General features: G+C 65.3%; 23 protein-coding genes. 7 read left to right on the forward strand and 16 right to left on the reverse strand.

Going from position 1 to position 18790, the window contains the following annotated elements; genetic code table 11:
- The first annotated feature begins 111 nt into the window (after positions 1-111).
- Positions 112-1428 carry an O-acetylhomoserine aminocarboxypropyltransferase/cysteine synthase family protein gene (locus tag LAQ58_RS15310; RefSeq protein WP_224448304.1) on the forward strand — a complete coding sequence of 439 codons (1317 nt, stop codon included), beginning with the start codon at positions 112-114 and terminating at the stop codon, positions 1426-1428.
- Between the two features lies 1 nt (position 1429).
- Here LAQ58_RS15310 and serB read toward each other — a convergent pair whose 3' ends face one another.
- The gene (gene serB, locus LAQ58_RS15315) at positions 1430-2077 is read right to left on the reverse strand and encodes a phosphoserine phosphatase SerB (RefSeq protein ID WP_224448305.1); all 648 of its coding nucleotides are present in this window, start codon (positions 2075-2077) and stop codon (positions 1430-1432) included.
- A 155-nt stretch (positions 2078-2232) separates the two neighbouring features.
- Here serB and LAQ58_RS15320 point away from each other — a divergent pair, with 155 nt between their 5' ends.
- A complete protein-coding gene (locus tag LAQ58_RS15320; RefSeq protein WP_224448306.1) occupies positions 2233-2664 on the forward strand; it encodes a DUF7522 family protein in 432 nt (143 codons plus the stop codon).
- On the opposite strand, the gene LAQ58_RS15325 is transcribed toward LAQ58_RS15320, so the two are convergent.
- Positions 2658-3371, reverse strand: a complete 714-nt coding sequence (locus LAQ58_RS15325; RefSeq protein ID WP_224448307.1) for a DUF7504 family protein — start codon at positions 3369-3371, stop codon at positions 2658-2660. The genes LAQ58_RS15320 and LAQ58_RS15325 overlap by 7 nt on opposite strands.
- Positions 3372-3471: 100 nt before the next feature.
- Between LAQ58_RS15325 and serA the strand changes: the two genes are divergently transcribed.
- A complete protein-coding gene (gene serA / locus LAQ58_RS15330; protein ID WP_224448308.1) occupies positions 3472-5091 on the forward strand; it encodes a phosphoglycerate dehydrogenase in 1620 nt (539 codons plus the stop codon).
- Here the strand turns inward: serA and LAQ58_RS15335 are convergent, their stop codons facing one another.
- The 7 genes from LAQ58_RS15335 to LAQ58_RS15365 all read right to left on the reverse strand — a co-directional run bounded on the left by LAQ58_RS15335 (position 5092) and on the right by LAQ58_RS15365 (position 9425).
- Entirely contained in the window at positions 5092-5544 is a 453-nt protein-coding gene (locus LAQ58_RS15335; protein WP_224448309.1) for a med21 domain-containing protein, read from the reverse strand.
- A 112-nt stretch (positions 5545-5656) separates the two neighbouring features.
- Positions 5657-6181, reverse strand: a complete 525-nt coding sequence (locus LAQ58_RS15340; RefSeq protein WP_224448310.1) for a hypothetical protein — start codon at positions 6179-6181, stop codon at positions 5657-5659.
- Between the two features lie 137 nt (positions 6182-6318).
- Positions 6319-7578 (reverse strand): threonine synthase, encoded by a 1260-nt coding sequence (thrC, locus tag LAQ58_RS15345; protein WP_224448311.1) that lies wholly within the window; start codon positions 7576-7578, stop codon positions 6319-6321.
- 109 nt (positions 7579-7687) lie between these two features.
- The gene (locus tag LAQ58_RS15350; RefSeq protein WP_224448312.1) at positions 7688-8059 is read right to left on the reverse strand and encodes a helix-turn-helix domain-containing protein; all 372 of its coding nucleotides are present in this window, start codon (positions 8057-8059) and stop codon (positions 7688-7690) included.
- Between the two features lie 43 nt (positions 8060-8102).
- Entirely contained in the window at positions 8103-8348 is a 246-nt protein-coding gene (locus tag LAQ58_RS15355) for a DUF8001 family protein (RefSeq protein ID WP_224448313.1), read from the reverse strand.
- Between the two features lie 84 nt (positions 8349-8432).
- The gene (locus tag LAQ58_RS15360) at positions 8433-9116 is read right to left on the reverse strand and encodes a DUF5828 family protein (protein WP_224448314.1); all 684 of its coding nucleotides are present in this window, start codon (positions 9114-9116) and stop codon (positions 8433-8435) included.
- Positions 9117-9197: 81 nt separating this feature from the next.
- Positions 9198-9425 (reverse strand): DUF8007 family protein, encoded by a 228-nt coding sequence (locus tag LAQ58_RS15365; RefSeq protein WP_484494500.1) that lies wholly within the window; start codon positions 9423-9425, stop codon positions 9198-9200.
- Positions 9426-9518: 93 nt separating this feature from the next.
- Between LAQ58_RS15365 and LAQ58_RS15370 the strand changes: the two genes are divergently transcribed.
- Together LAQ58_RS15370 and LAQ58_RS15375 are read left to right on the forward strand one after the other, a co-directional pair.
- Complete coding sequence (locus tag LAQ58_RS15370) at positions 9519-9890, forward strand: cupin domain-containing protein (protein WP_224448316.1); 372 nt, start codon at positions 9519-9521, stop codon at positions 9888-9890.
- Between the two features lie 16 nt (positions 9891-9906).
- A complete protein-coding gene (locus LAQ58_RS15375) occupies positions 9907-10560 on the forward strand; it encodes a DUF8052 family protein (protein WP_425490670.1) in 654 nt (217 codons plus the stop codon).
- A 117-nt stretch (positions 10561-10677) separates the two neighbouring features.
- Here LAQ58_RS15375 and LAQ58_RS15380 read toward each other — a convergent pair whose 3' ends face one another.
- The 3 genes from LAQ58_RS15380 to LAQ58_RS15390 form a co-directional block, all read right to left on the reverse strand.
- Entirely contained in the window at positions 10678-12486 is a 1809-nt protein-coding gene (locus LAQ58_RS15380) for a carbon starvation CstA family protein (protein ID WP_224448317.1), read from the reverse strand.
- A gap of 167 nt (positions 12487-12653) precedes the next feature.
- Positions 12654-13622, reverse strand: coding sequence for an ArsA family ATPase (locus LAQ58_RS15385; RefSeq protein WP_224448318.1), 969 nt, complete (start codon positions 13620-13622; stop codon positions 12654-12656).
- A 2-nt stretch (positions 13623-13624) separates the two neighbouring features.
- The gene (locus LAQ58_RS15390) at positions 13625-13921 is read right to left on the reverse strand and encodes a DUF7990 family protein (RefSeq protein ID WP_224448319.1); all 297 of its coding nucleotides are present in this window, start codon (positions 13919-13921) and stop codon (positions 13625-13627) included.
- A 147-nt stretch (positions 13922-14068) separates the two neighbouring features.
- Between LAQ58_RS15390 and LAQ58_RS15395 the strand changes: the two genes are divergently transcribed.
- The gene (locus LAQ58_RS15395; RefSeq protein ID WP_224448320.1) at positions 14069-15328 is read left to right on the forward strand and encodes a CobW family GTP-binding protein; all 1260 of its coding nucleotides are present in this window, start codon (positions 14069-14071) and stop codon (positions 15326-15328) included.
- Between the two features lie 80 nt (positions 15329-15408).
- Here the strand turns inward: LAQ58_RS15395 and LAQ58_RS15400 are convergent, their stop codons facing one another.
- Both LAQ58_RS15400 and LAQ58_RS15405 read right to left on the reverse strand, forming a co-directional pair.
- A complete protein-coding gene (locus tag LAQ58_RS15400) occupies positions 15409-15819 on the reverse strand; it encodes an SRPBCC family protein (RefSeq protein ID WP_224448321.1) in 411 nt (136 codons plus the stop codon).
- 82 nt (positions 15820-15901) lie between these two features.
- Complete coding sequence (locus tag LAQ58_RS15405) at positions 15902-16216, reverse strand: hypothetical protein (RefSeq protein ID WP_224448322.1); 315 nt, start codon at positions 16214-16216, stop codon at positions 15902-15904.
- A 59-nt stretch (positions 16217-16275) separates the two neighbouring features.
- Here LAQ58_RS15405 and LAQ58_RS15410 point away from each other — a divergent pair, with 59 nt between their 5' ends.
- The gene (locus tag LAQ58_RS15410) at positions 16276-16452 is read left to right on the forward strand and encodes a DUF8107 family protein (RefSeq protein ID WP_224448323.1); all 177 of its coding nucleotides are present in this window, start codon (positions 16276-16278) and stop codon (positions 16450-16452) included.
- A 40-nt stretch (positions 16453-16492) separates the two neighbouring features.
- Here the strand turns inward: LAQ58_RS15410 and LAQ58_RS15415 are convergent, their stop codons facing one another.
- Both LAQ58_RS15415 and LAQ58_RS15420 read right to left on the reverse strand, forming a co-directional pair.
- Positions 16493-17419, reverse strand: a complete 927-nt coding sequence (locus tag LAQ58_RS15415) for a TylF/MycF/NovP-related O-methyltransferase (protein ID WP_224448324.1) — start codon at positions 17417-17419, stop codon at positions 16493-16495.
- 197 nt (positions 17420-17616) lie between these two features.
- Positions 17617-18774: a GNAT family N-acetyltransferase gene (locus LAQ58_RS15420; protein ID WP_224448325.1), complete on the reverse strand. Its 1158-nt coding sequence runs from the start codon at positions 18772-18774 to the stop codon at positions 17617-17619.
- Positions 18775-18790 lie beyond the last annotated feature (16 nt).

The raw sequence follows: 18790 nt of genomic DNA on the forward strand, positions 1-18790 counted from the left end.
ATTTCTGAACCCAGTGCGGCTCGTCTTTGCCGGGTTTCCGCTCGTCACGGCCACCGGCAGTAACTGTTTCTGCCGCCCACTTTACCTATGCGGACTGTCAACTGTTTTTGCATGGCCGACGACAACGACGCTTCCGACAGCTCCGACAGCCCCAGATTCCGCACTCGAAGCCTGCACGCCGGACAGGCCCCCGACCCGACGACGGGCGCGCGAGCGCCGCCCATCTACCAGACCACGTCGTACGTCTTCGACGACGCCGACGACGCCGCCGCGCAGTTCGCGCTGGAGAAACCGGGACACATCTACTCGCGGTTGATGAACCCGACGAACGCGATGCTGCAGGAGCGGCTCGCGTCGCTGGAGGGCGGCGTCGGCGCGGTCGCGACGGCTTCGGGGATGGCGTCGTTCGACCTCGCGACGTTCCTGCTCGCCGAAGCCGGTGACAACGTCGTCTCGTCGTCGGCGCTGTACGGCGGGACGTACACCTACCTCACTCACACTGTCGAGCGCCGCGGTATCTCCACTCGGTTCGTCGACGCGTTGGACTACGACGCCTACGCCGAGGCTATCGACGACGACACCGCCTACGTCCACCTCGAAACCATCGGAAATCCGGCGCTCGTGACGCCCGACATCGAACGCATCGCCGACATCGCTCACGAGCACGGGACGCCACTGTTCGTAGACAACACGTTCGCGACGCCCGCGCTCTGCCAGCCGCTCGAACGCGGCGCGGACCTCGTCTGGGAGTCGACGACGAAGTGGATTACGGGCGCAGGAACGACCGTCGGCGGCGCGCTGGTCGACGGCGGGTCGTTCCCGTGGACGGAGTACGCCGACGACTACCCCGAAATCGCGAAGGAGAACCCGGCGTACCACGGCGTCAACTTCGCCGAGCGCTTCGGAGACGCGGCCTTTACCTACGCCGCTATCGCCCGCGGCCTGCGTGACCTCGGCAACCAGCAGTCGCCGTTCGACGCGTGGCAGACGCTCGAAAAACTGGAGACCCTGCCGCTGCGGATGGACCGCCACTGCGAGAACGCCCAGATCGTCGCCGAGTACCTCGCCGACCACCCGGCCGTCGAGTGGGTGAACTACCCCGGGCTTCAGTCGCACGAGACCCACGCGGAGGCGACCGAGTATCTCGAAGGCGGCTACGGCGGCATGATAACGTTCGGACTCGCGGAGGGCTACGAGGCGGCCCGCGCGACGGTCGAGAACGTCGAACTCGCCTCGCTCTTGGCGAACGTCGGAGACGCGAAGACGCTCGTCATCCATCCCGCCTCGACGACCCACCAGCAACTCACCGAAGAAGAACAGGAGGCGGCGGGCGTCACCGCCGACATGGTTCGCCTCTCCGTGGGTATCGAAGACCCCGAGGACATCCTCGCCGACCTGGACCAGGCTATCGAGGCGGCGACGAACTGAACTACTCCTTGGGTCGGAGCATGTTCCGGCCCTCGAACACCTTGCCGAGTCGGTACATCGAGGCGACGACGGTGTCGCAGGCGGGTCGAACCGCCTCCTTCGGGAGAAAGCCGACCGAGAAGCCCGCGACTTCGAGCATCGGGAGGTCGTTGGCGCCGTCGCCGATCGCGACGGTCTGACTCATCTCCACGTTGAGTTCGTCGGCGAGGCGTTCGAGTTCGCGGTCTTTTGTCCCCTCGATGAGCGGTCCCTCCGCCTCGCCGGTCAGTCGCCCACCCTTCACGGGGAGACGGTTGGCGACGACGGTGTCGACTCCGACCCCCTCCGCTTCCAGTGCAGATTCGACGCCGCGCTCGAACCCGCCGGTGAGGACGGCGGTGTGATGGCCGTAATCGTTCAATCGCCGGATGAGTTTCGCCGCGCCCGGTCGGAGCTTCACCTCGTCGTACGCCTCCTGGGCACGTTCTTCCTCCAGCCCTTCGAGCAGCGCGGCGCGGTCGTACAGGCTCTTCGCGTAGCTGATTTCGTCGTTCATCGCTCGCTCGGTGATGTCGGCCATCCGGTCGGCCACCCCTTTCTGCTTGCCGAGCAGCACCGTCATCTCCGAGTCTGAGAGCGTTCCGTCGAAGTCGAACGCGACGAGTTTCATATTCCTCTGTCATGCGCCGACGTGTTGAATCCTTTCGACTCCCCTCTTATTGCGACTGCTCGCGACTTCCTGTGTTCGTCGATCCCGTAAACCGACCGCTGGACGCGCGCCGCGCCGGAGATGGAGTTATGTACTCTCACGCATCTAGATAGGTTATGGAAGACACCCTCCGAGACGTGGAAGCCGATATCCAAGCGGACCTCGACGAAGAGGGCGAGACGCTCTCCGAACCGCTGCAGGACCTCGTGGAGGCGCTCCGAGAGGACAACGCGGAGGGGCTCCGGGCGGTCGCACGCTACGATGGCGACGACCACCAGATTCTGTATCTCCGCGACGACTTGCGAGAGCGTTTCTCCGACGACGAGATTCGACGCCGCGCGAAGACGCTGGTGATGAAGGGACTCGCCGACCCTCGGACCGACACCGAGTTGGACGACTACGGCGAACTCGACGCGACGCTTCGATGGTTCGAAAACGCCATCCTCGCCATCTACCCGACCGGCGAGTGGTCCGGTATCATCGCCACGTTCGAGCGGCGACAGTCCCCGCTCGTCGACGCCGCGTTCGACTACCTCGACGATTACTGAGCGCCCGCTCGGGGATCGAACGCGGTCCACCGACGCGGTCCCTCGTACTCGCCTCGAAGGCGGTACTCGCGGCCGTCGTCGGTCTCGCGGAGTTCGAGGACGGCGTCGAACGGCTGTTTGAGAATCGCGAAGTCCCGGTCGTCGACGACGTCGGAGTCGACGACGAAGACGCCCGTGAACCCGCAGTTGGCGATGCGACCGGTGAGCACGTGGAGGAACTGGAACAGGCGACGCAGTTCGGTGTACATCAGCATCGTCGACAGCGAGTGGACGCCGACGCGCGCCTCGGCACCCGCCTCGTACTGTCGGCGCATGAACTCCGTGACTGCGATACCGACGCCGGTCAAGTCGCCCGGACTGGAGACGTACCGGTAGTTCGGTCGCGTCCGGTCGTGGTCGAACCCGCCGAGGCGACCGACGCAGTCGACGATAGAGAGTTCGGCGGCAGCGGTGCCGCCGCCGACCGACTCGTACTCCTGTTCGATCGTATCGGCTCGCTTTCGAGTCGTCGCGAGAATCGTCGTTCGTTTTCGTCGCACGTCCGACGCCGCAGCGAGGAGTCTGTACATCAGGCGACGCTTTCCGGTGAGCGTCGGACCCGTGATGAGGAGACTGGTCTCCGGTTCGACGGAGACGCTCTCCAGCGGCGTTCCGCTCACCGCCATCCGCGTCGTTGCCTCCGCGTCATACGACCGTTCGGAACCCATCCATTGTTAATCCGATGGGTCGTCGCGACGCCTCGGCCGGATGGACGCCATATCGGCCGGCGAAGAAACCCTTAACCACTATCCGAAGAAGCCTACTGGCATGAAGGTGCTGGTCACCGACCCGATAGCCGACGCCGGCCTCGAACGACTCCGCGAGGCGGGCCACCAAGTCGAAACCGCCTACGACGTGACGGGCGACGAACTACTCTCCGCCGTCGCCGACGTCAACGCGCTCGTGGTACGCTCCGGAACCGACGTGAACGAGGCCGTCTTCGAGGCCGCCCCCGACCTCGTTATCGTCGGCCGCGCCGGTATCGGCGTGGACAACATCGACATCGACGCCGCCACCGACCACGGCGTCATCGTCGCCAACGCCCCCGAGGGGAACGTCCGCGCCGCCGCCGAACACACCGTCGCGATGGCGTTCGCCGCCGCGCGCTCGATTCCGCAGGCGCACGTCCGCCTAAAAGCGGGCGAGTGGGCCAAGAGCGACTACCTCGGCACGGAGGTCAACGGCAAAACGCTGGGTATCGTCGGCTTCGGCCGCGTCGGGCAGGAAGTCGCCAAGCGCCTCGGTAACCTCGGGATGGACCTCGTCGTCTACGACCCCTACATCTCCCAGGAGCGCGCCGACCAGTTCAGCGCGGAACTCGTCGACGAACTCGACGCCTGTCTGGCCCATGCAGACTTCCTGACGATTCACACGCCGCTGCTGCCCGAAACCCGAGGAATGATCGGAGAGGACGAACTCGAAACGCTCGGTGACGGCTACGTCGTCAACTGCGCGCGCGGCGGCATCATCGACGAGGACGCGCTCGCGGCGGCCGTCGAAGACGGCACTGTCGCCGGCGCGGCGCTCGACGTGTTCGAGGAGGAACCGCTCGCCGAGGACTCGCCGCTGCTCAATGTCGACGACATCATCGTAACGCCGCACCTCGGCGCGTCCACCGAGGCGGCCCAGGAGAGCGTCGCCGTCGACACCGCCGAACAGGTGCTCGCGGCGTTCGAGGAGGAACCCGTCCTCAACGCGCTGAACGCCCCCTCCGTGGACGAGAAGGCGTTCCCGCGCATCAAGCCGTACATCGGCCTCGCGGAGACGGCCGGGAAGATTGCGGCGCAGGTGTTCGGCGAGCGCATCTCCGAGATCGAGGTGGCGTACGACGGCGATATCGCCGCCGAAAACGTCGAACTCGTCACCGCGAGCGGTCTCAAAGGCGTCTTTGAACCGCTGGAGTGGCAGGTCAACGCGGTCAACGCCCCCCACCTCGCCGAGGAGCGCGGCATCGACGTCACCGAGAGCAAGAGCAGGCAGAGCGAGGACTTCCAGAGCCTCGTCACCGTCACCGTCGGCGACGGCGAGGAGTCGCTGTCGGTCAGCGGGACGCTGTTCGCGGGCGAGGAACCGCGCATCGTCCGCATCGACGGCTACCGCGTCGACGCCGTCCCGCACGGGCACATGCTCGTCGCGCGAAACTACGACAAACCTGGCGTCATCGGCCTCATCGGCACCGTTCTCGGCGACCACGGCGTGAACATCGCAGGGATGTTCAACGCCCGCGAGACTCGCGGCGGCGAGGCGCTCACCGTCTACAACCTCGACTCCGCGGTCCCTGAGGAGGCCGCCGAGGCGCTGCTGGCCGACGACCGCATCATCGGCGTCCGCACCATCATCCTCAACGGCGACGCGGAGACGCGCCGTCTCGACCTGATTACCGAGTAATCAGAGGCCGAGCAGCCGTCGAATCGGATGTTCGTTCCGCCGACGGCGTTCGTCGTCGGTCCGACTTCGTTCCGCTTCTAACAGTCCCTCGTAGTGGTCGATGACGGCCTGCCGTTCGGACTCGACGTGTTCGAGCTCCGCTTCCAGTTGCCGGATTCGCGCCTCCAGCGCTTCGAGACGCTGCCGGGACGGGGCCGGCGACGACTCGGGACCGCTCGCCGTAGTTCGTGCGGAGGCGCGTTCTGAGTGCGCCGACGCCTCGACGGACGGCAGTCTCCGTGGTCGTCCGCTCGGTTTGCCGCCGTCACTTCGCGGCGCCCGTGACGACGTTCCGTCGTTGAAACTGCCGTCGGCATGCGGCACACGCCTCGATTCGCGGGGGGAGACGCCCGCGGGATACGTTCGGGAGGTCGATTCGCTGACTGTACCAGTCGGGAGGTCGGAGAGCGACACGTCCTCGGGTATGTCACGGAGTACCAAAAGTCTACGTCAGACTACTGTCACACGTTCTCGCTGTTTGAAGAGTATCTGCTCGGTCAGCGCGTCAGCGGGGGGTACCGACCGTTCACGGCCAGAACAGTTTCCGGAGGAGGTTGTCGTTTCGCTTCGGGAGAAGCCACTCGAACCGGTCCTTCTTCGGGAGGAGGTTCTTGTCGTCGTTTCGGTTCCGGAGGGTCTTTCTCTCTCGTCCTCGCGCGGACCGTCCGACGGACCGACCGCGTTTTCGGTTCGATGGATTCGGGTTCGACCGCATTCCGGCCGTCGGTCCTCTCTGACAGTCGACGACGACCTCGCGTCCGGATTTGAGGCGGGCGAGTTCCGTCTCCAGTCGCTCGATGCGCTCTTCGACCTCGGTGAGGCGCTCCCGCGGGGAGACCGACGGGTTCGAGGTGACCGGCGGGTTGGCGCGAGCGGACGACTGCGATATCACGTCGGGCGTCGAACGCGTCGACCGCTGCGGAAGCCGCTGATCCGTCTCCTCGTCGTCGGTTTGCGGTCGGTGAGACGACTCCTGCGACGAGTCGCCGGCGGGATACGTTCGGTCGCTCGATGGACTGACGGTGGCAGTTGGAAAGTTGGATAGCGGCATGGACGGTCGTACGCCCTACGACCGGGAAAAACCCGTGTCAGACTATCGTCATACTCTCACAGGAACGCAATACTGTCAGCTCTACTGGTTACTCAGCGGCCGAGCACACCTTTCAAATTTGAGATGACACCGTCGACTCAACCTTCGAGGTGGCGGAGCACGGCGTCGGTGTCGTTCGGCACGGATTCGGGGTCGTCGCCCGCCTCGAACGCGGCGTCGGGGTCTTTCAGCAGGTGTCCCGTCGTGAGACAGACAACGTCCTCGTCGGCGTCGACGACGCCCTGCTCGCGAAGTTTCTGCAGCCCGGCGACGGAGGCTGCGGAGGCGGGTTCGACGCCGATTCCCTCCCGAGCGAGCGCACGCTGCGCCGACGTGATGGCCTCGTCGGAGACCGAAACGGCAGTACCGCCCGTCTCGCGAATGCCGGGGAGCGCCTTCGGCGCGTTGACCGGGTTGCCGATGCGAATCGCGGTGGCTTTGGTCTCCACCTCGTCCCACCTTCGAATCTCGTCGGCGTCGTTCTCGACGGCTTCGACCATCGGCGCGGCCCCTTCGGCCTGAACGCCGGTGAGTTTCGGCACGTCGCGCGGGTGCAGCGCGCCGCTGGCGACGAGTTCGCGGAACGCCTTGTAGAGCGCGGCGGTGTTGCCCGCATTGCCGACGGGGAGGACGATGCGGTCCGGATACCGGCCCTCGTCCTCGTAGAACCGTTCGAGGATTTCGAGGCCGATGGTTTTCTGGCCTTCCAGTCGGAACGGGTTCAGCGAGTTGAGCAGATAGGCTTCGCCGCGAGCAGCGAGATCCTGTACGATGTCGAGACAGCTGTCGAAGTTGCCGTCGACCTCCAGAATCCGCGCGCCGTGGAGGCTCGCCTGTGCGATCTTCCCGGCGGCGACCTTCCCCTCGGGGAGCAGCACGAGCGTCTCCAGCCCGGCGCGGGCACCGTAGGCGGCAAGCGCAGCGCTCGTGTTTCCGGTGGAGGCACAGGCGAGACGGCCGACGCCCAACTCCTCGGCGACGCGGACGCCGACGGTCATCCCCCTGTCTTTGAAGCTCCCGGTCGGGTTCATCCCCTCGTGTTTGATGCGGAGGCGGTGGACGCCGACCGACTCCTCTAGTCGGGGCACCTCGTGCAGCGGCGTGTCGCCCTCAGGGAGACTGACGCCCTCCTCGAACGGGAGTGCGGCGTTGTAGCGCCAGACGCCGCGGCCTTCGAAGTCGTCCCAGGTCGGGAGATCGTCGTAGCGGACTTCGAGCAGGCCGTCGCAGTCGTCGCAGGTGTAGCGAACCGCCTCGAACGGCGCGAACGTCTCGCCGCACTCGATGCACTCCAGCCAGATTCCGTCGTCGGCCACCTCGGGGACGTTCCCCGGCTGCTGTGAGAGCTTCAGACTCATTGGTAAGGCCTGGACGCTGGGGAGGCAAAAGTGCGCAGGTTTGGGGGAATGCTGCCGGACGGTTCGGCGTCCGTCGGCGACGGACCGGAGGCGTTCGACGACGCGCCGACTACTCGTCGCCGAACTCGTCGATGCGCTCGTGGACGAGTTCGGCCCACTCGTCGAGCGCGTCGTGCAGCATCGTCTTCGCCTCCGGCAGCGGCGTCGCGGTGTACTGGTAGACGTAGCCGCCGGGGTCGAGCAGCCGCCGCTGTCGGTCGGCGAGCCCTTTCTCCATAAGCGTCATCAACGAGCGGTTGACGTTGCTTCGGTCGCGGTCAAGTTCCTCGGCGAGTTCGGCGACGGTGCTTCCCGGATACTCCAACAAGACGAGATACGTCCGACTCTCGTGTTCTTGAATCCCGAAGACGCACGCGAGAACCTGCCCGAAGCCGGGGTCGTCGGTCCGGACGAGGTCTTCCATCTCGGGTGTGTCGGCCATGTCCGATGTATGTGGCGTCGCCGATTAAAGCCCTGCGTTAGTGTCAGTTCGCGTCTGTACGGTTGTATCCCATCTTCTCGATGCAGGCGCGCATCTCCGACTCCTCCTCGTGTTTGTGGAGTGTCGTCGGCGTATCGCAGTAGTACGTCGCGCCGTCGTGCCGAAGCGTTACGTCGTGGTCGTTGCCGAACATCTGCGTCGTGATGACGACGCGGTGACCGTCCCGTAACGCGGTAAGGATCTCCTCTACGCTCAGTTCGCCCGCCTCCACCCGGAGCGGTTTTCCCATCGGTCGTACGGTTGTTCGCCACCGCTATGACTGTTTTCGCTTTCGGTCACCGTCGGCGCGACTCGTCGTGAGATAAAACTCGCGTCAGTTCGTCGTCGACCGCGTCGTCCCCTTCGGTTCCGGTGGTTCAACCCCGTCGACGGCTTCGGCCGTCTCGGTCTCCTTCTCGGTGTCGACGTGCCAGCGGTCGATGCTATCCTCGTACTCCCCGAGGCGCTCGGAGACCTGCTTTTTCAACTCGTCGTCGTTGACGTTCACCTCGAATATGAACTGGATACGCTCGCCGCGTGTCGTCTTCTGGATGTTCGCGCTCACGAGTTCGTTGTCGAAGTAGTACGGCGCGAGTTGGGTCATCACCTTCTGATACACCGTACTCTCGACGGCGCGAACCGCTTTCCTACTCGCGGAGTCCGCCGCCCGTGCGACGTAGCCGATGGAGTCCTGCCAGCGCTCCATCGCGCCCTCGTTGTCGCCCTGCTCCGCCTTTTCGTAAGACTCTGACAACTTCTCGCCGGCCGTGCGGAGGTCGTCGTCCGGGTTTTTCCCGGCTTTCTCGCCCTCGCCTTCGCCGACGCTCGCCTGTTCGGCCGTCTTCTGATTCACGTCCTCGCCGAGTCGCTCGTGGGCCTTCGGCCGCCACTCGTCCCACTCGTCGAACGCCTCACCCGAAACGCCGATGTCGTGGAGGGCGCGGGTGATTCGCTCGCCGTGTTCGACGATTTCACCCCACGATCCGTAAAGCTTGAACCCGGATATACTCTCTTCCATCGCCTGTCAGTTAGTAAGTCGCCGGACCGTAATAAGCGTCTCCCGGTGAGTACCGTTCGCACTCGCCAAACCAATTCGGCGTTACTGCCTGCCGTACGCGAGTTTCGTCGCGAACGCGTCGAGTCGCTCCCGCGCGCCCTCGAACCACGCCGACGGGGAGACGCGGCGGAGTTCGGTGTCGTCCAACTCGATCCGCGCGCCCGCGAACGGCGTTCGGGCCTCCTGTTCTTCCCCGTCTCGTCCCTCGGTCGTCACCGACACGACGGACGTCATCGAACACCGGCCACACGCTTCGGTTTTGCCACCCATGGGTGTTTCTGTCACGACCGTTGGGAGAGAAGACGATTAAAGCTTCTCCCGCGTTCCCGACGCGTTTTTGTCGCCGTACTGTTTGTCTCCGGTATGAGTTACCGTCTCATCGACTGCGACGCGGTCGACCCGACGCCTGACCGTCCCTGTGAGCTTCGACGACTCACCGACGCCGCCGAACTCACGCAGATGGCCATCAACCGCTTTAGCGCCGAACCGGGCGAACAGATCCCGCTTGCGTACCACTACCACGACGAGCAGGAAGAGGCCTTCTTCGTCCTCTCGGGAACGCTGTTCGTCGAGACGCCCGAGGAGACGTTCGAGGTAGACGAAGGCTGTCTGTTCGCCGTCTCACCGGGCGACCCCCAGCGCGCGTACAACCCCGAGGACGCCGACGCGCCCGTCGACGTGCTCGCCATCGGCGCGCCGAACGTCAGCGGCGACGCCAGCCCCTACGAACCATGAGCCGACGGGGGCAGTCGTGACCGACCGGTCCGAGGGTCGCGCCGCCTCCGGCGGCGGTGACTCCTCCGGCGCAGCCGACGCCGACGAGGTGCTTTACCCGGACGTCCCCGACTGGGAGGACGAGTACCTCGACCGAGTGAGCGACCGCATCATGTTCAACTACGACCTCGAGAAGAATCGAACCGTCCGCGGCCGGACGTTCGACCTGTTCGGGCGGATGCGCGTCGAGAGCCAGAAGCACTTCTTCCACCCGTCGTTGAACTACGCGAACCACACCGCCGAGGAGTATCTCTTCGCGCAGCGCCGGAACGCCGTCACCGTCACCGACCTCGAAGCGCTCGTCTCGCTCGGCGATGACCTCGCGGACGACCCGGAGTGGCTCGTCGCCGACGAGGAACACTACGGCACCGATTTCACGTTCGTCCTCGTCGCGCCCGCGATTTCCGACGACGTGCGCGAGTTCGTCGCCGACCACAGCGGCCGCCACCTCATCAAGTACGGCTACTACGGCCACTACGAGGTGAACCTCGCCGTCGTCGCTCCCGATGACGAGGACGTCGTCGCCAGCGCGAACGCCGACGTCGCCCGCGCGTTCGCGCTGTGGAGCGACGTCGATCCCACGGAGGGACGCGGATTCGTCCGGCGCATCGTGGACCGACTTCGCGGCTGACCGCGGGCTCGCCAAGGTCGTGTGGTGCTTCGAGACCGTGACGTCGGCGTAGCTCCGAGGCGAAAAAAGGTAAAAATCCGTCGTGGTTCGCCCGTTGGCGAGCGGTTCTTTCCGGAATCAGTCGTCGCCGGGCGTGAACTCGCCAGCGCCGGGATCCTGACGGACCTTCTGAATGTTCTCGTACCCCAACTTCACCAGCGAGAGCGCCAGGTAGATGAGGGTGAGCGCAATGGCGATCTGCGCTACGCCGGAGAGTATATCTAAGATACCTGCGGAAGCCATCCACTCCGAGTTGAGGAGCTTCGCGTAGAGGTTGTCGTGGAACGCGATCCACGACAAGCCGAGCACCGTGATGGTGACCATAACCACCATCGGGCCGCCGGTGCTCACGAGCTGCTTGGAGTCGCTCCAGTTTGCGAGCCAGACCGTCCCCGTCAGCAGCGCCAGCGCGGCGAGCAGCTGGTTCGCGCCTCCGAAGAGCGCCCACAGCGTCTCCCACGACCCGCTCGCGATGAGGATGTAGGCGGGGAGCGTCTGGACGAGCGCGTTCCCGTACCGGTCGGCCGCGAACGACTGGGCCGACGTTTCGGGCGTGTCGATGATCTCCTCCATCATGTACCGGCCGAGACGGACGGCAGTGTCAGTCGAGGTGAGCAGGAAACTCACGAGCACGAGGGCCATGAACGGCCCGCCGAAGCTCGCCGGGATACCGAAGCTCGTGAGCATGATGCCGCCGCCGGTCGCGAACGTCGGGAGTGCGAGACCGATACCGCCGCCCACGTCGGGCGAGACGAGCGCGACCGCCGACAGCGCGACGACCGCCAACAGTCCTTCGCCGAGCATCCCACCGTAGCCGATGAGGCGGGCGTCAGACTCCTTGTTCAGCTGCTTCGAGGTCGTCCCCGAGGAGACGAGCGAGTGGAAGCCGCTGATGGTCCCGCAGGCGATGGTGATGAACAGCAGCGGGAACAGCGGTAGACCGCCGCGGCCGATGAAGCCGTAGTACGGTTCGAGAGACGTGGTGAGCGGTTGGCTCGACGTTCCGAAGAACGTGCCGACGATGATGGCGAGCAGCGCGCCGCCGACGCCGGTGTACAGCAGGAACGACGAGAGGTAGTCGCGCGGTTGCAGGAGCACCCACACCGGAAGCGCGCTCGCAAGCGCACCGTAGACGAGGATGACCGGAATCCACGCGGCGGAGTTCGCACCGAACGCGCCCGCGGCCGGAAGCCACGACCCCTCCATCGAGAACAGGACGATGGTGCCTGCGGGGTAGCCCTCGCCCGGCAGCAGCGCGAGGGGGTACTGAATGCCGACGAACACGCCGACGAACATCGCGACGACGAACGCCACGGTCCCGGGGATGAACGGAAGGTTCAGCTGATAGAGGTAGATCCCCAACAGCACCGCGAGCCCGATGTAGATCAGGCTCGCCGTCGCCGCCTGCGGGTAGGCGTTGAACACGATCGCCACGACGAGTGCGAACACCGCCACGACGAGGATGATAGTAAGGAACGCGAACCACAGCAGCATGTTCTTGCCCCGTTCGCCGACGTACTCGCCGATGATGTACCCGATGGACTTCCCCTCGTGTCGGAGACTCGCCGACAGCGAGACGAAGTCGTGGGTCGCGCCCATTAGCGGATTACCGATGGCGATCCACAGGAGCGCGGGCACCCAACCCCACACCACGCCCGCCGTGATGGGACCGACGATGGGTGCGCCGCCCGCGATGCTCGAATAGTGATGCCCGAGGAGTACCGGCTTCTTCGCCGGGACGTACTCCTGTCCGTCTTCGTACTTGTGCGCCGGTGTCGTGTTCGCGTCGTTGAGTTCGACGAACCGCGCGAGATACCGCGAGTAACCGAAGTACCCCACGCTAAACAGTACGAGCACCGTCGCCACCAGCCAGATGATTTGCACCATGTTACGCTACCACATCAACGATGTGCGTATACCACATATAAACATTAGCTTCCCTGACGAGTGTTACCAGACGCGACAGACGTTGTATTCCGCGATTTCTCGCATTGACTCCAGAATAGGTTAGCGTGAATGTATGAAATTCTGACTAATATTTATCCGCTCTCCGTTCATTCAGCCGGTTCTGCCCGTACTTCAACGTCGATCTCCGAAGCCACTTCGGCCAGGAGGTCGCCTTTCACCTCGGCGATGCGCGTCGCTATCTCGGCGACGACCGGTTTGTCGAACTCCTCGCGGAGCGTCTTCAACCGCTCGCGCTCGGTTTGGACTCTGTCGCGCAGGAAGCGCGCGCCCCGCCCGTTCTCGTCGTCGTCGGGTTCGGGCGTGAGTTTGTTCACAACTAGTCCGCGCACGTCGAGCGTCGCGTCGTCGAGCGAGCCGATGGCGCGTCTGGTCTCTCGAATCGACAGCTCGTCGGGGTTGACGACGAGGAAGAACGCCGCCTCCTCTCGGAGCAGTCGCCCCGCGAGCGCGAACCGGTCGCGGCGCTCCTCCAACTGCGCGATGACGGGGTCGCCCTCGCGCATCCGCCGCGGTTCGCGGCCGCCGATGGCCGCCCGCTCGAACAGGCGGACGCTCTGTTTCCGCTTGGCGAGCAGTCGCTCGGCCCACCCCTCCAGAAACTCCGGCAGCGACAGCAGTCGGAGCGTTCCGCCGGTCGGCGAGGTGTCGAAGACGACGCGGTCGTACTCGTCGGAGTCGCGCATCACGTCGACGAAGCGGTCGAACAGCGCCGCCTCGTACGCACCGGGTGTCTGGTGGGCCATCTCGACCTGCCGGTCTATCTCGTTGACCATCGCGGGACTCACCTGCGTCGACAGCGACCGCTTGATCCCTTGGAGGTGGCGACTCACCTCCTCCTCGGGGTCGAGTTCCATCGCGTCGAGACCGGAGACGCCGTCAACCGGTTTCGGGGTGTCGTCGAACTGTTGGTCGAACACGTCCGACGTCGAGTGCGCGGGATCCGTCGAGACGACGAGCGTCCGAAGCCCCGCGTTCGCGCACTTGAGCGCGTACGCGCTCGACACAGTCGTCTTTCCTACTCCTCCTTTGCCGCCGAAGAAGACGAATTTCCGCATCGTCAGAAGTGGTACTGCTGACCTTTACGTTCGAGCAGCGACCCGCGGTCCCACATTCGCCGCTCCCACGCTTCGAACTCGTCTTCGAGGTACGGCAGCAGTTCGGCGGTGTAGTAGGAGACGGGCGACGGGATGCCGAACGCGTCGGGGAAACACGCGAGCATGAACGCATCCTCGATGTCCTCGGCCTCGTTCTCTATCTTCTCGTACGCCGGGTGGCTTATCATCCCGTGGTAGAGTCCCCGGAGCCACTCCTCGGCGATGTCACGGAAGGCCGCGATGCGCTCTGCGAGTGTCATACGTTCACGTCCTTCGCGGAGCGGCCAAAAGGATGTCGTTCACGTCGTACGTTTCCTGAATCCGTTGCTCAGCACGCCGCTCGTGCGAACCGGCACGCACCGCCGCTCGCCGTAGCTTCATGGTCGTCGGGCGGTGAGAGTACCTACATGACGCAGACGATTCCCGTCACCATTCTTAGCGGGAGCCTCGGTGCCGGGAAGACGACGTTGTTGAACCACCTCCTCCGGAACGCTGGCGACCGAAACATCGCCGTCCTCGTCAACGACATGGGCGACCTCAACGTCGACGCGGAACTCGTGAGCGCGAACTCTGACCTCTCGGTCGGCGACGGCGTCGCCGAACTCTCGAACGGCTGTATCTGCTGCGAACTGCAGGACGACCTCGAGACGGCCGTCACGCGACTCGCGCGGAACCGCGACTTCGACGTGCTCGTCGTCGAATCCTCGGGCATCAGCGAACCCGAACCGGTCGCGCGCCTCTTCACGACGGGGTCGCGCGCGGCGGCGCTGTACGAGGTGGACTCGCTCGTGACGGTGCTCGACAGTCGGCTGTTCTACGACGCCTTCGGCGGCGACGGCGTCGCCGAGCGCCGCGGCACCGACGAGGACGACAGTCGCCCGCTCTCGGACCTCCTGGTCGAGCAGGTGGAGTTCGCCAACATCGTGCTGCTGAACAAATCGGATCTCGTCTCCGAGGCGGAGATGGCCGCCGTCGAGGAGATGGTGCGGGCGCTCGCACCCGACACCGAGATTCTCCGTACGAGGGAGTCGGCGGTCGCCCCCGATCGGTTGTTCGGCCGCGAGTTGTACGACCCAGCGACGGCCGCGGAGATGGCCGGGTGGAAGCGGGCGCTCGCCGAGAGCGAAAGTGGGGACGACAGCGACCACATCCACAGTCACGGCGACAGCGACCACGACGACCACGGTCACGGTGTACACGACGACCACGACCACCGCCACCCGGACGAGGTGTACGGGGTCTCGTCGTTCACGTACCGGCGTCGCCGCCCGTTCCACCCCGAACGGTTCGCCGCGCTGCTCTCGGACCTCCCGTCGAACGTCGTCCGCTCGAAGGGGACCTGTTGGGTCGCCGGACGCGAGTCGCCCGTCGTCGTCAGTCAGGCGGGACCGTCGGTACGCGCCGAAGCGGTCGGCCGGTGGATCGCAGCCCTCCCGGAGGCCGACCGGGACCTCTATCGGGCGAACCGCCGGGATTTGGAGTGGGACGACGAATGGGGCGACCGGCGGACCGAGTTCGTCGTCATCGGCACCGGCCTCGACGAGGAGGCGACGATAGCGACGCTTGACGACTGCCTGTTGACGGACGAAGAAATGACCGAGACTTGGGAGGCGTTCGAGAACCCGTTCCCGACGCAGGGTGAGGAACTCGTCGTCACCGAACCCTGACCTCGGTTTCGTCACCGAACCTTGTTTCCGGTTTCACCGCCGAACCCTATCCCCAGTTACGTCACCGAAGCTGTCCCCGGCTACTCGACGTCCACCGCCAGCGCGTCCAGCGCGCGTTTCAGTTCGCCCTTCCGCTTCCACGCCGCCACGCGGTCGGTGACGATCGATAGCGGGAGACCGAGACTGACCGCCGAGCGCATCGTCACCCGCGAGCCTTCGTTCTCGGAGGCGACGGTGACCGTCGTCTCCATCGCGTCGAACGGTCCGGCCTCGCCCGCCTGTTCGTAGAAGAGACCGTCGTCAAGCGTCTCGAAGCGGAGCGCGAACCGGAAGCGGCGGCTTCCGGCGACGACAACGGGGCCGTCCTCGGTCTCCTCGACGCCGTGGACCTCGAAGCTCCCTTCGTACTGAATCGTCGCTTCGGGCGTAAGTGCGCGCCGGACGACCCGCGGCGGCGCGCGGACGAACCGAGAGACCGTCACCTCGTGCATGCGTCGTCGTTATCTTCCTGCGTGATAAGTGTCTCCGAGTCGCCAGTCTGGTGCTCCGGCCGGTCCCGCCAACTGCGGCCGACTACAACCGTAACAGCGAGAGAAATAGCAACAGTAGCAACACCGCGGCGCCACTGTAGAACAGTTTCCGAAGCCGTACCCCCGCGGGAACCTCCTCGCGGATGGCGGGATTGACCGACCAGACGAGGCGGTAGTACGCCAGTGCCAGTGCTCCGAGGAAGGCGACGGCTGACAACGCGACAGCCACCGTTAGCGACAGACCGAACGAGAGGCCGTAGGCCGGACCGAACGCGAACGCGACGGCGAAGGCGAGGCTCGCGACGACGAGAAACGGCACGGGGTCGATAGGCGACCCATCACGGTTCCCGAGTCGCATACGCTGGAAGACGGTCGCAGGCACAAAGAAGCTAAGTGCCGGGCCGAAACAGATGCGCTATGCAGTCTCAAGGGGATCCGCGGGTCCTGCTCGTGATGAATTTCGTCTTGTCGCTCGCGTTCGCATCGGTCGTCCTCTACGGCTTCGAGTTCGTCGGACTCCTCTCGTTCACGTGGCAACGTCTCGCCGGAGCGACGGCGGTGCTGATGGTATTGACCTATCTCGTCGTCCGGTGAACGACCGACGGGGTCACCCGTCGGCGGGTGACTGTCATCCTCACTCGCTGTTCGAAGCGTCGTTGCCGCTAGCGCTCCCGAGCATCTCGTCGCCGTAGGCTCCCGCTCCTCGTTCTTCGACGCGGTCGAACTGATCGACCGGCGGGTCTTTCACGACGTAGCCGAGCAGACTCCCGAAGCCGTTTCGTTGCGGATGGAGACCGACGCCGCTGCCCGCGCCGACGAGTCCGGGTGCGTCCCGGTCAAGGCGTTCGCGCCACCACGCCTGGTCGAAGAAAAGCGACGAAATCTCCATGTGCTTCACGTCGTGGGTGAACAGGTAGCCCTCCCGTCGAAGACGCGGCCAGAGTTCTTCGAGACACGTCTCCGCGGAACTTCGAAGCCCCACGTCGAGGAAGACGAGCGCGACCGGCCGGTCGAACGTCGGGAGCGTCTCCTCGAAGTAGCCTTTCTCGAACTCGCACGCGTCGATGTCGCCGTAGGCGGCGACGTTCCGGCGGACGGCGTCGAGCGACCCGCGCCACGACCCGGCTTCGTAGGTGTGCACCTGCTCGGACTGCATGAGCACGTGCGCCTCGTCCACCTCGTCGGGTTCGGGCATCCCCTCGAAGGAGTCGAACACGACGAGCGTTCGGTCGCAGAGACCCGCGACCAACGAGAGGTTCGCCGTACTGCCGCCGAGGTAACAGCCGCACTCGACGACGACGCCCTCTTTCTCGGGCGGTATCCGGAGTATCTTCGTCGCGACGACGAGGTGTTCGACGAACGACGACCCGGTAGGGAGTCGGACGTTGTTCCAGAGCATCCGGGCGACGAGGCGACATTTCGTCGGGAAGTCGACGCCGTAGGCCGCGCCGGTGTCGGCGTCGAAGTACTCGCCGAGGACGATTGGCGCGCTGAGCACGAGCAATCCGAGTCTGTACGCGCGTGTGACTGTCGCCGTCACGCGCTTTCGAGCAGTTGTCATCGGGTTCGGGTCAGCACCCTTCGGTATCGTTATCCAGCGACTATCGTCGTCTACGCGATTGTTTCAGCCGGCGCCCGACTCGACCGCGCCGACTCGGCGTGAACCGGCGCACTGCCGCTCGATTCGGGTCGTTCCGCGACAGTTTCGTCGAGAAAGATTGGATTGACCGCGCTCTCGTCCTCGTGCTGTCTCCCGATTCACGTCGTATCCCGTTCGAGAAAGGAGACGAACCAGCTGTCGGGGTCGTCCAGCGGGGCGCCGCCGAACGACCACGGTCCGTCGTCGGTCGTCGGCCGCGCGACGACGGTGGCTCGGCTCCGCGTCAGAAGCGACAGTGGCCGCTCGTCGTCGGCCAGAAAGCCGTGTTCGGCGAGGAACTCCCGCGGGAGGCCGCTGCCGGCGGCCGCGACGACGTCGGAGTCGGCGTGTTCTTCGAGTGCGGCCTCGAACAGGCGGGAGACGCCCGCCATCCACGCGTCGTCGCCGACGAGCGGCGTGAGTTCGGCGAACTGCGTGATGGTGATGCCGTCCTTCGTCGTCCGCGTCCGAGCGACGAGGCCGGCGAGCGGCCCGTTTTCGGCCTCAACGACGTAGGTGAGACGCCGCCAGAGCGGACTCCCCAACCGCCAGCGGTAGAACTGCTCGTCGCGGTGCGCGTGGAGACGGTCGGGTATCGACCGCTCGTACAGGTCGGCGAGTCGTTCGACCGGCAGCGTTCGGTGTCGGTGGACGACGAACTGTCCGTCGATGCGGGCGGCTTTGTCGCGGGTGCGGTAGTAGCGTTTGGCGACCGGCGTCGTCAACCGCGCGAACGACTCGCCGACCTCGTTGAGACGCGTCCCGACGAGCGCGCTCGGGTTCTGCACACGGTAGAACGTCGTACGCCGACCCGCACTGCGCCAGCCGAGTTTCTCGTACCCCGGCCGCGACATGTCGTTCGGGAAGTTGAAGTAGAGGTCGGGGCCGTCCGCGGCGTCGGCGTAGTGCGAGAGCGCCGCCGTCGTCATGTTCGTGAACACGCCTTGCCGTCGGTGGTCGGGGTGGACCATCGTATCCGCCGGTTGGAACGCTGTCCCCGTTCCCTCCGGGCCCCGAAGCGGCATGACGAGAAACGGCCGCGCGCCGACTATCTTGCCGTCGTGTTCGGCGACGAAAATCGGCACGTGGTCGACGTAGGGGTTCTCGACATACTTCCACTCGAACCACTCTCGGCCGCGCGGGCGGTCCCACACTTCCCGGTCCAGCGCAAGCAGACCCTCCCTGTCGCTAGCCTCGTAGCCGCGGATTCGGTACTCACCTTCGTCTCTCGCCTCGGCGCTCGGCCCGGTCCGTGCAGACCCTCTGGTGGGGGACATCGTGGTAGCGCACCGT

This window comes from Haloprofundus salilacus (assembly GCF_020150815.1).
Classification (GTDB): Archaea; Halobacteriota; Halobacteria; order Halobacteriales; family Haloferacaceae; genus Haloprofundus; species Haloprofundus salilacus.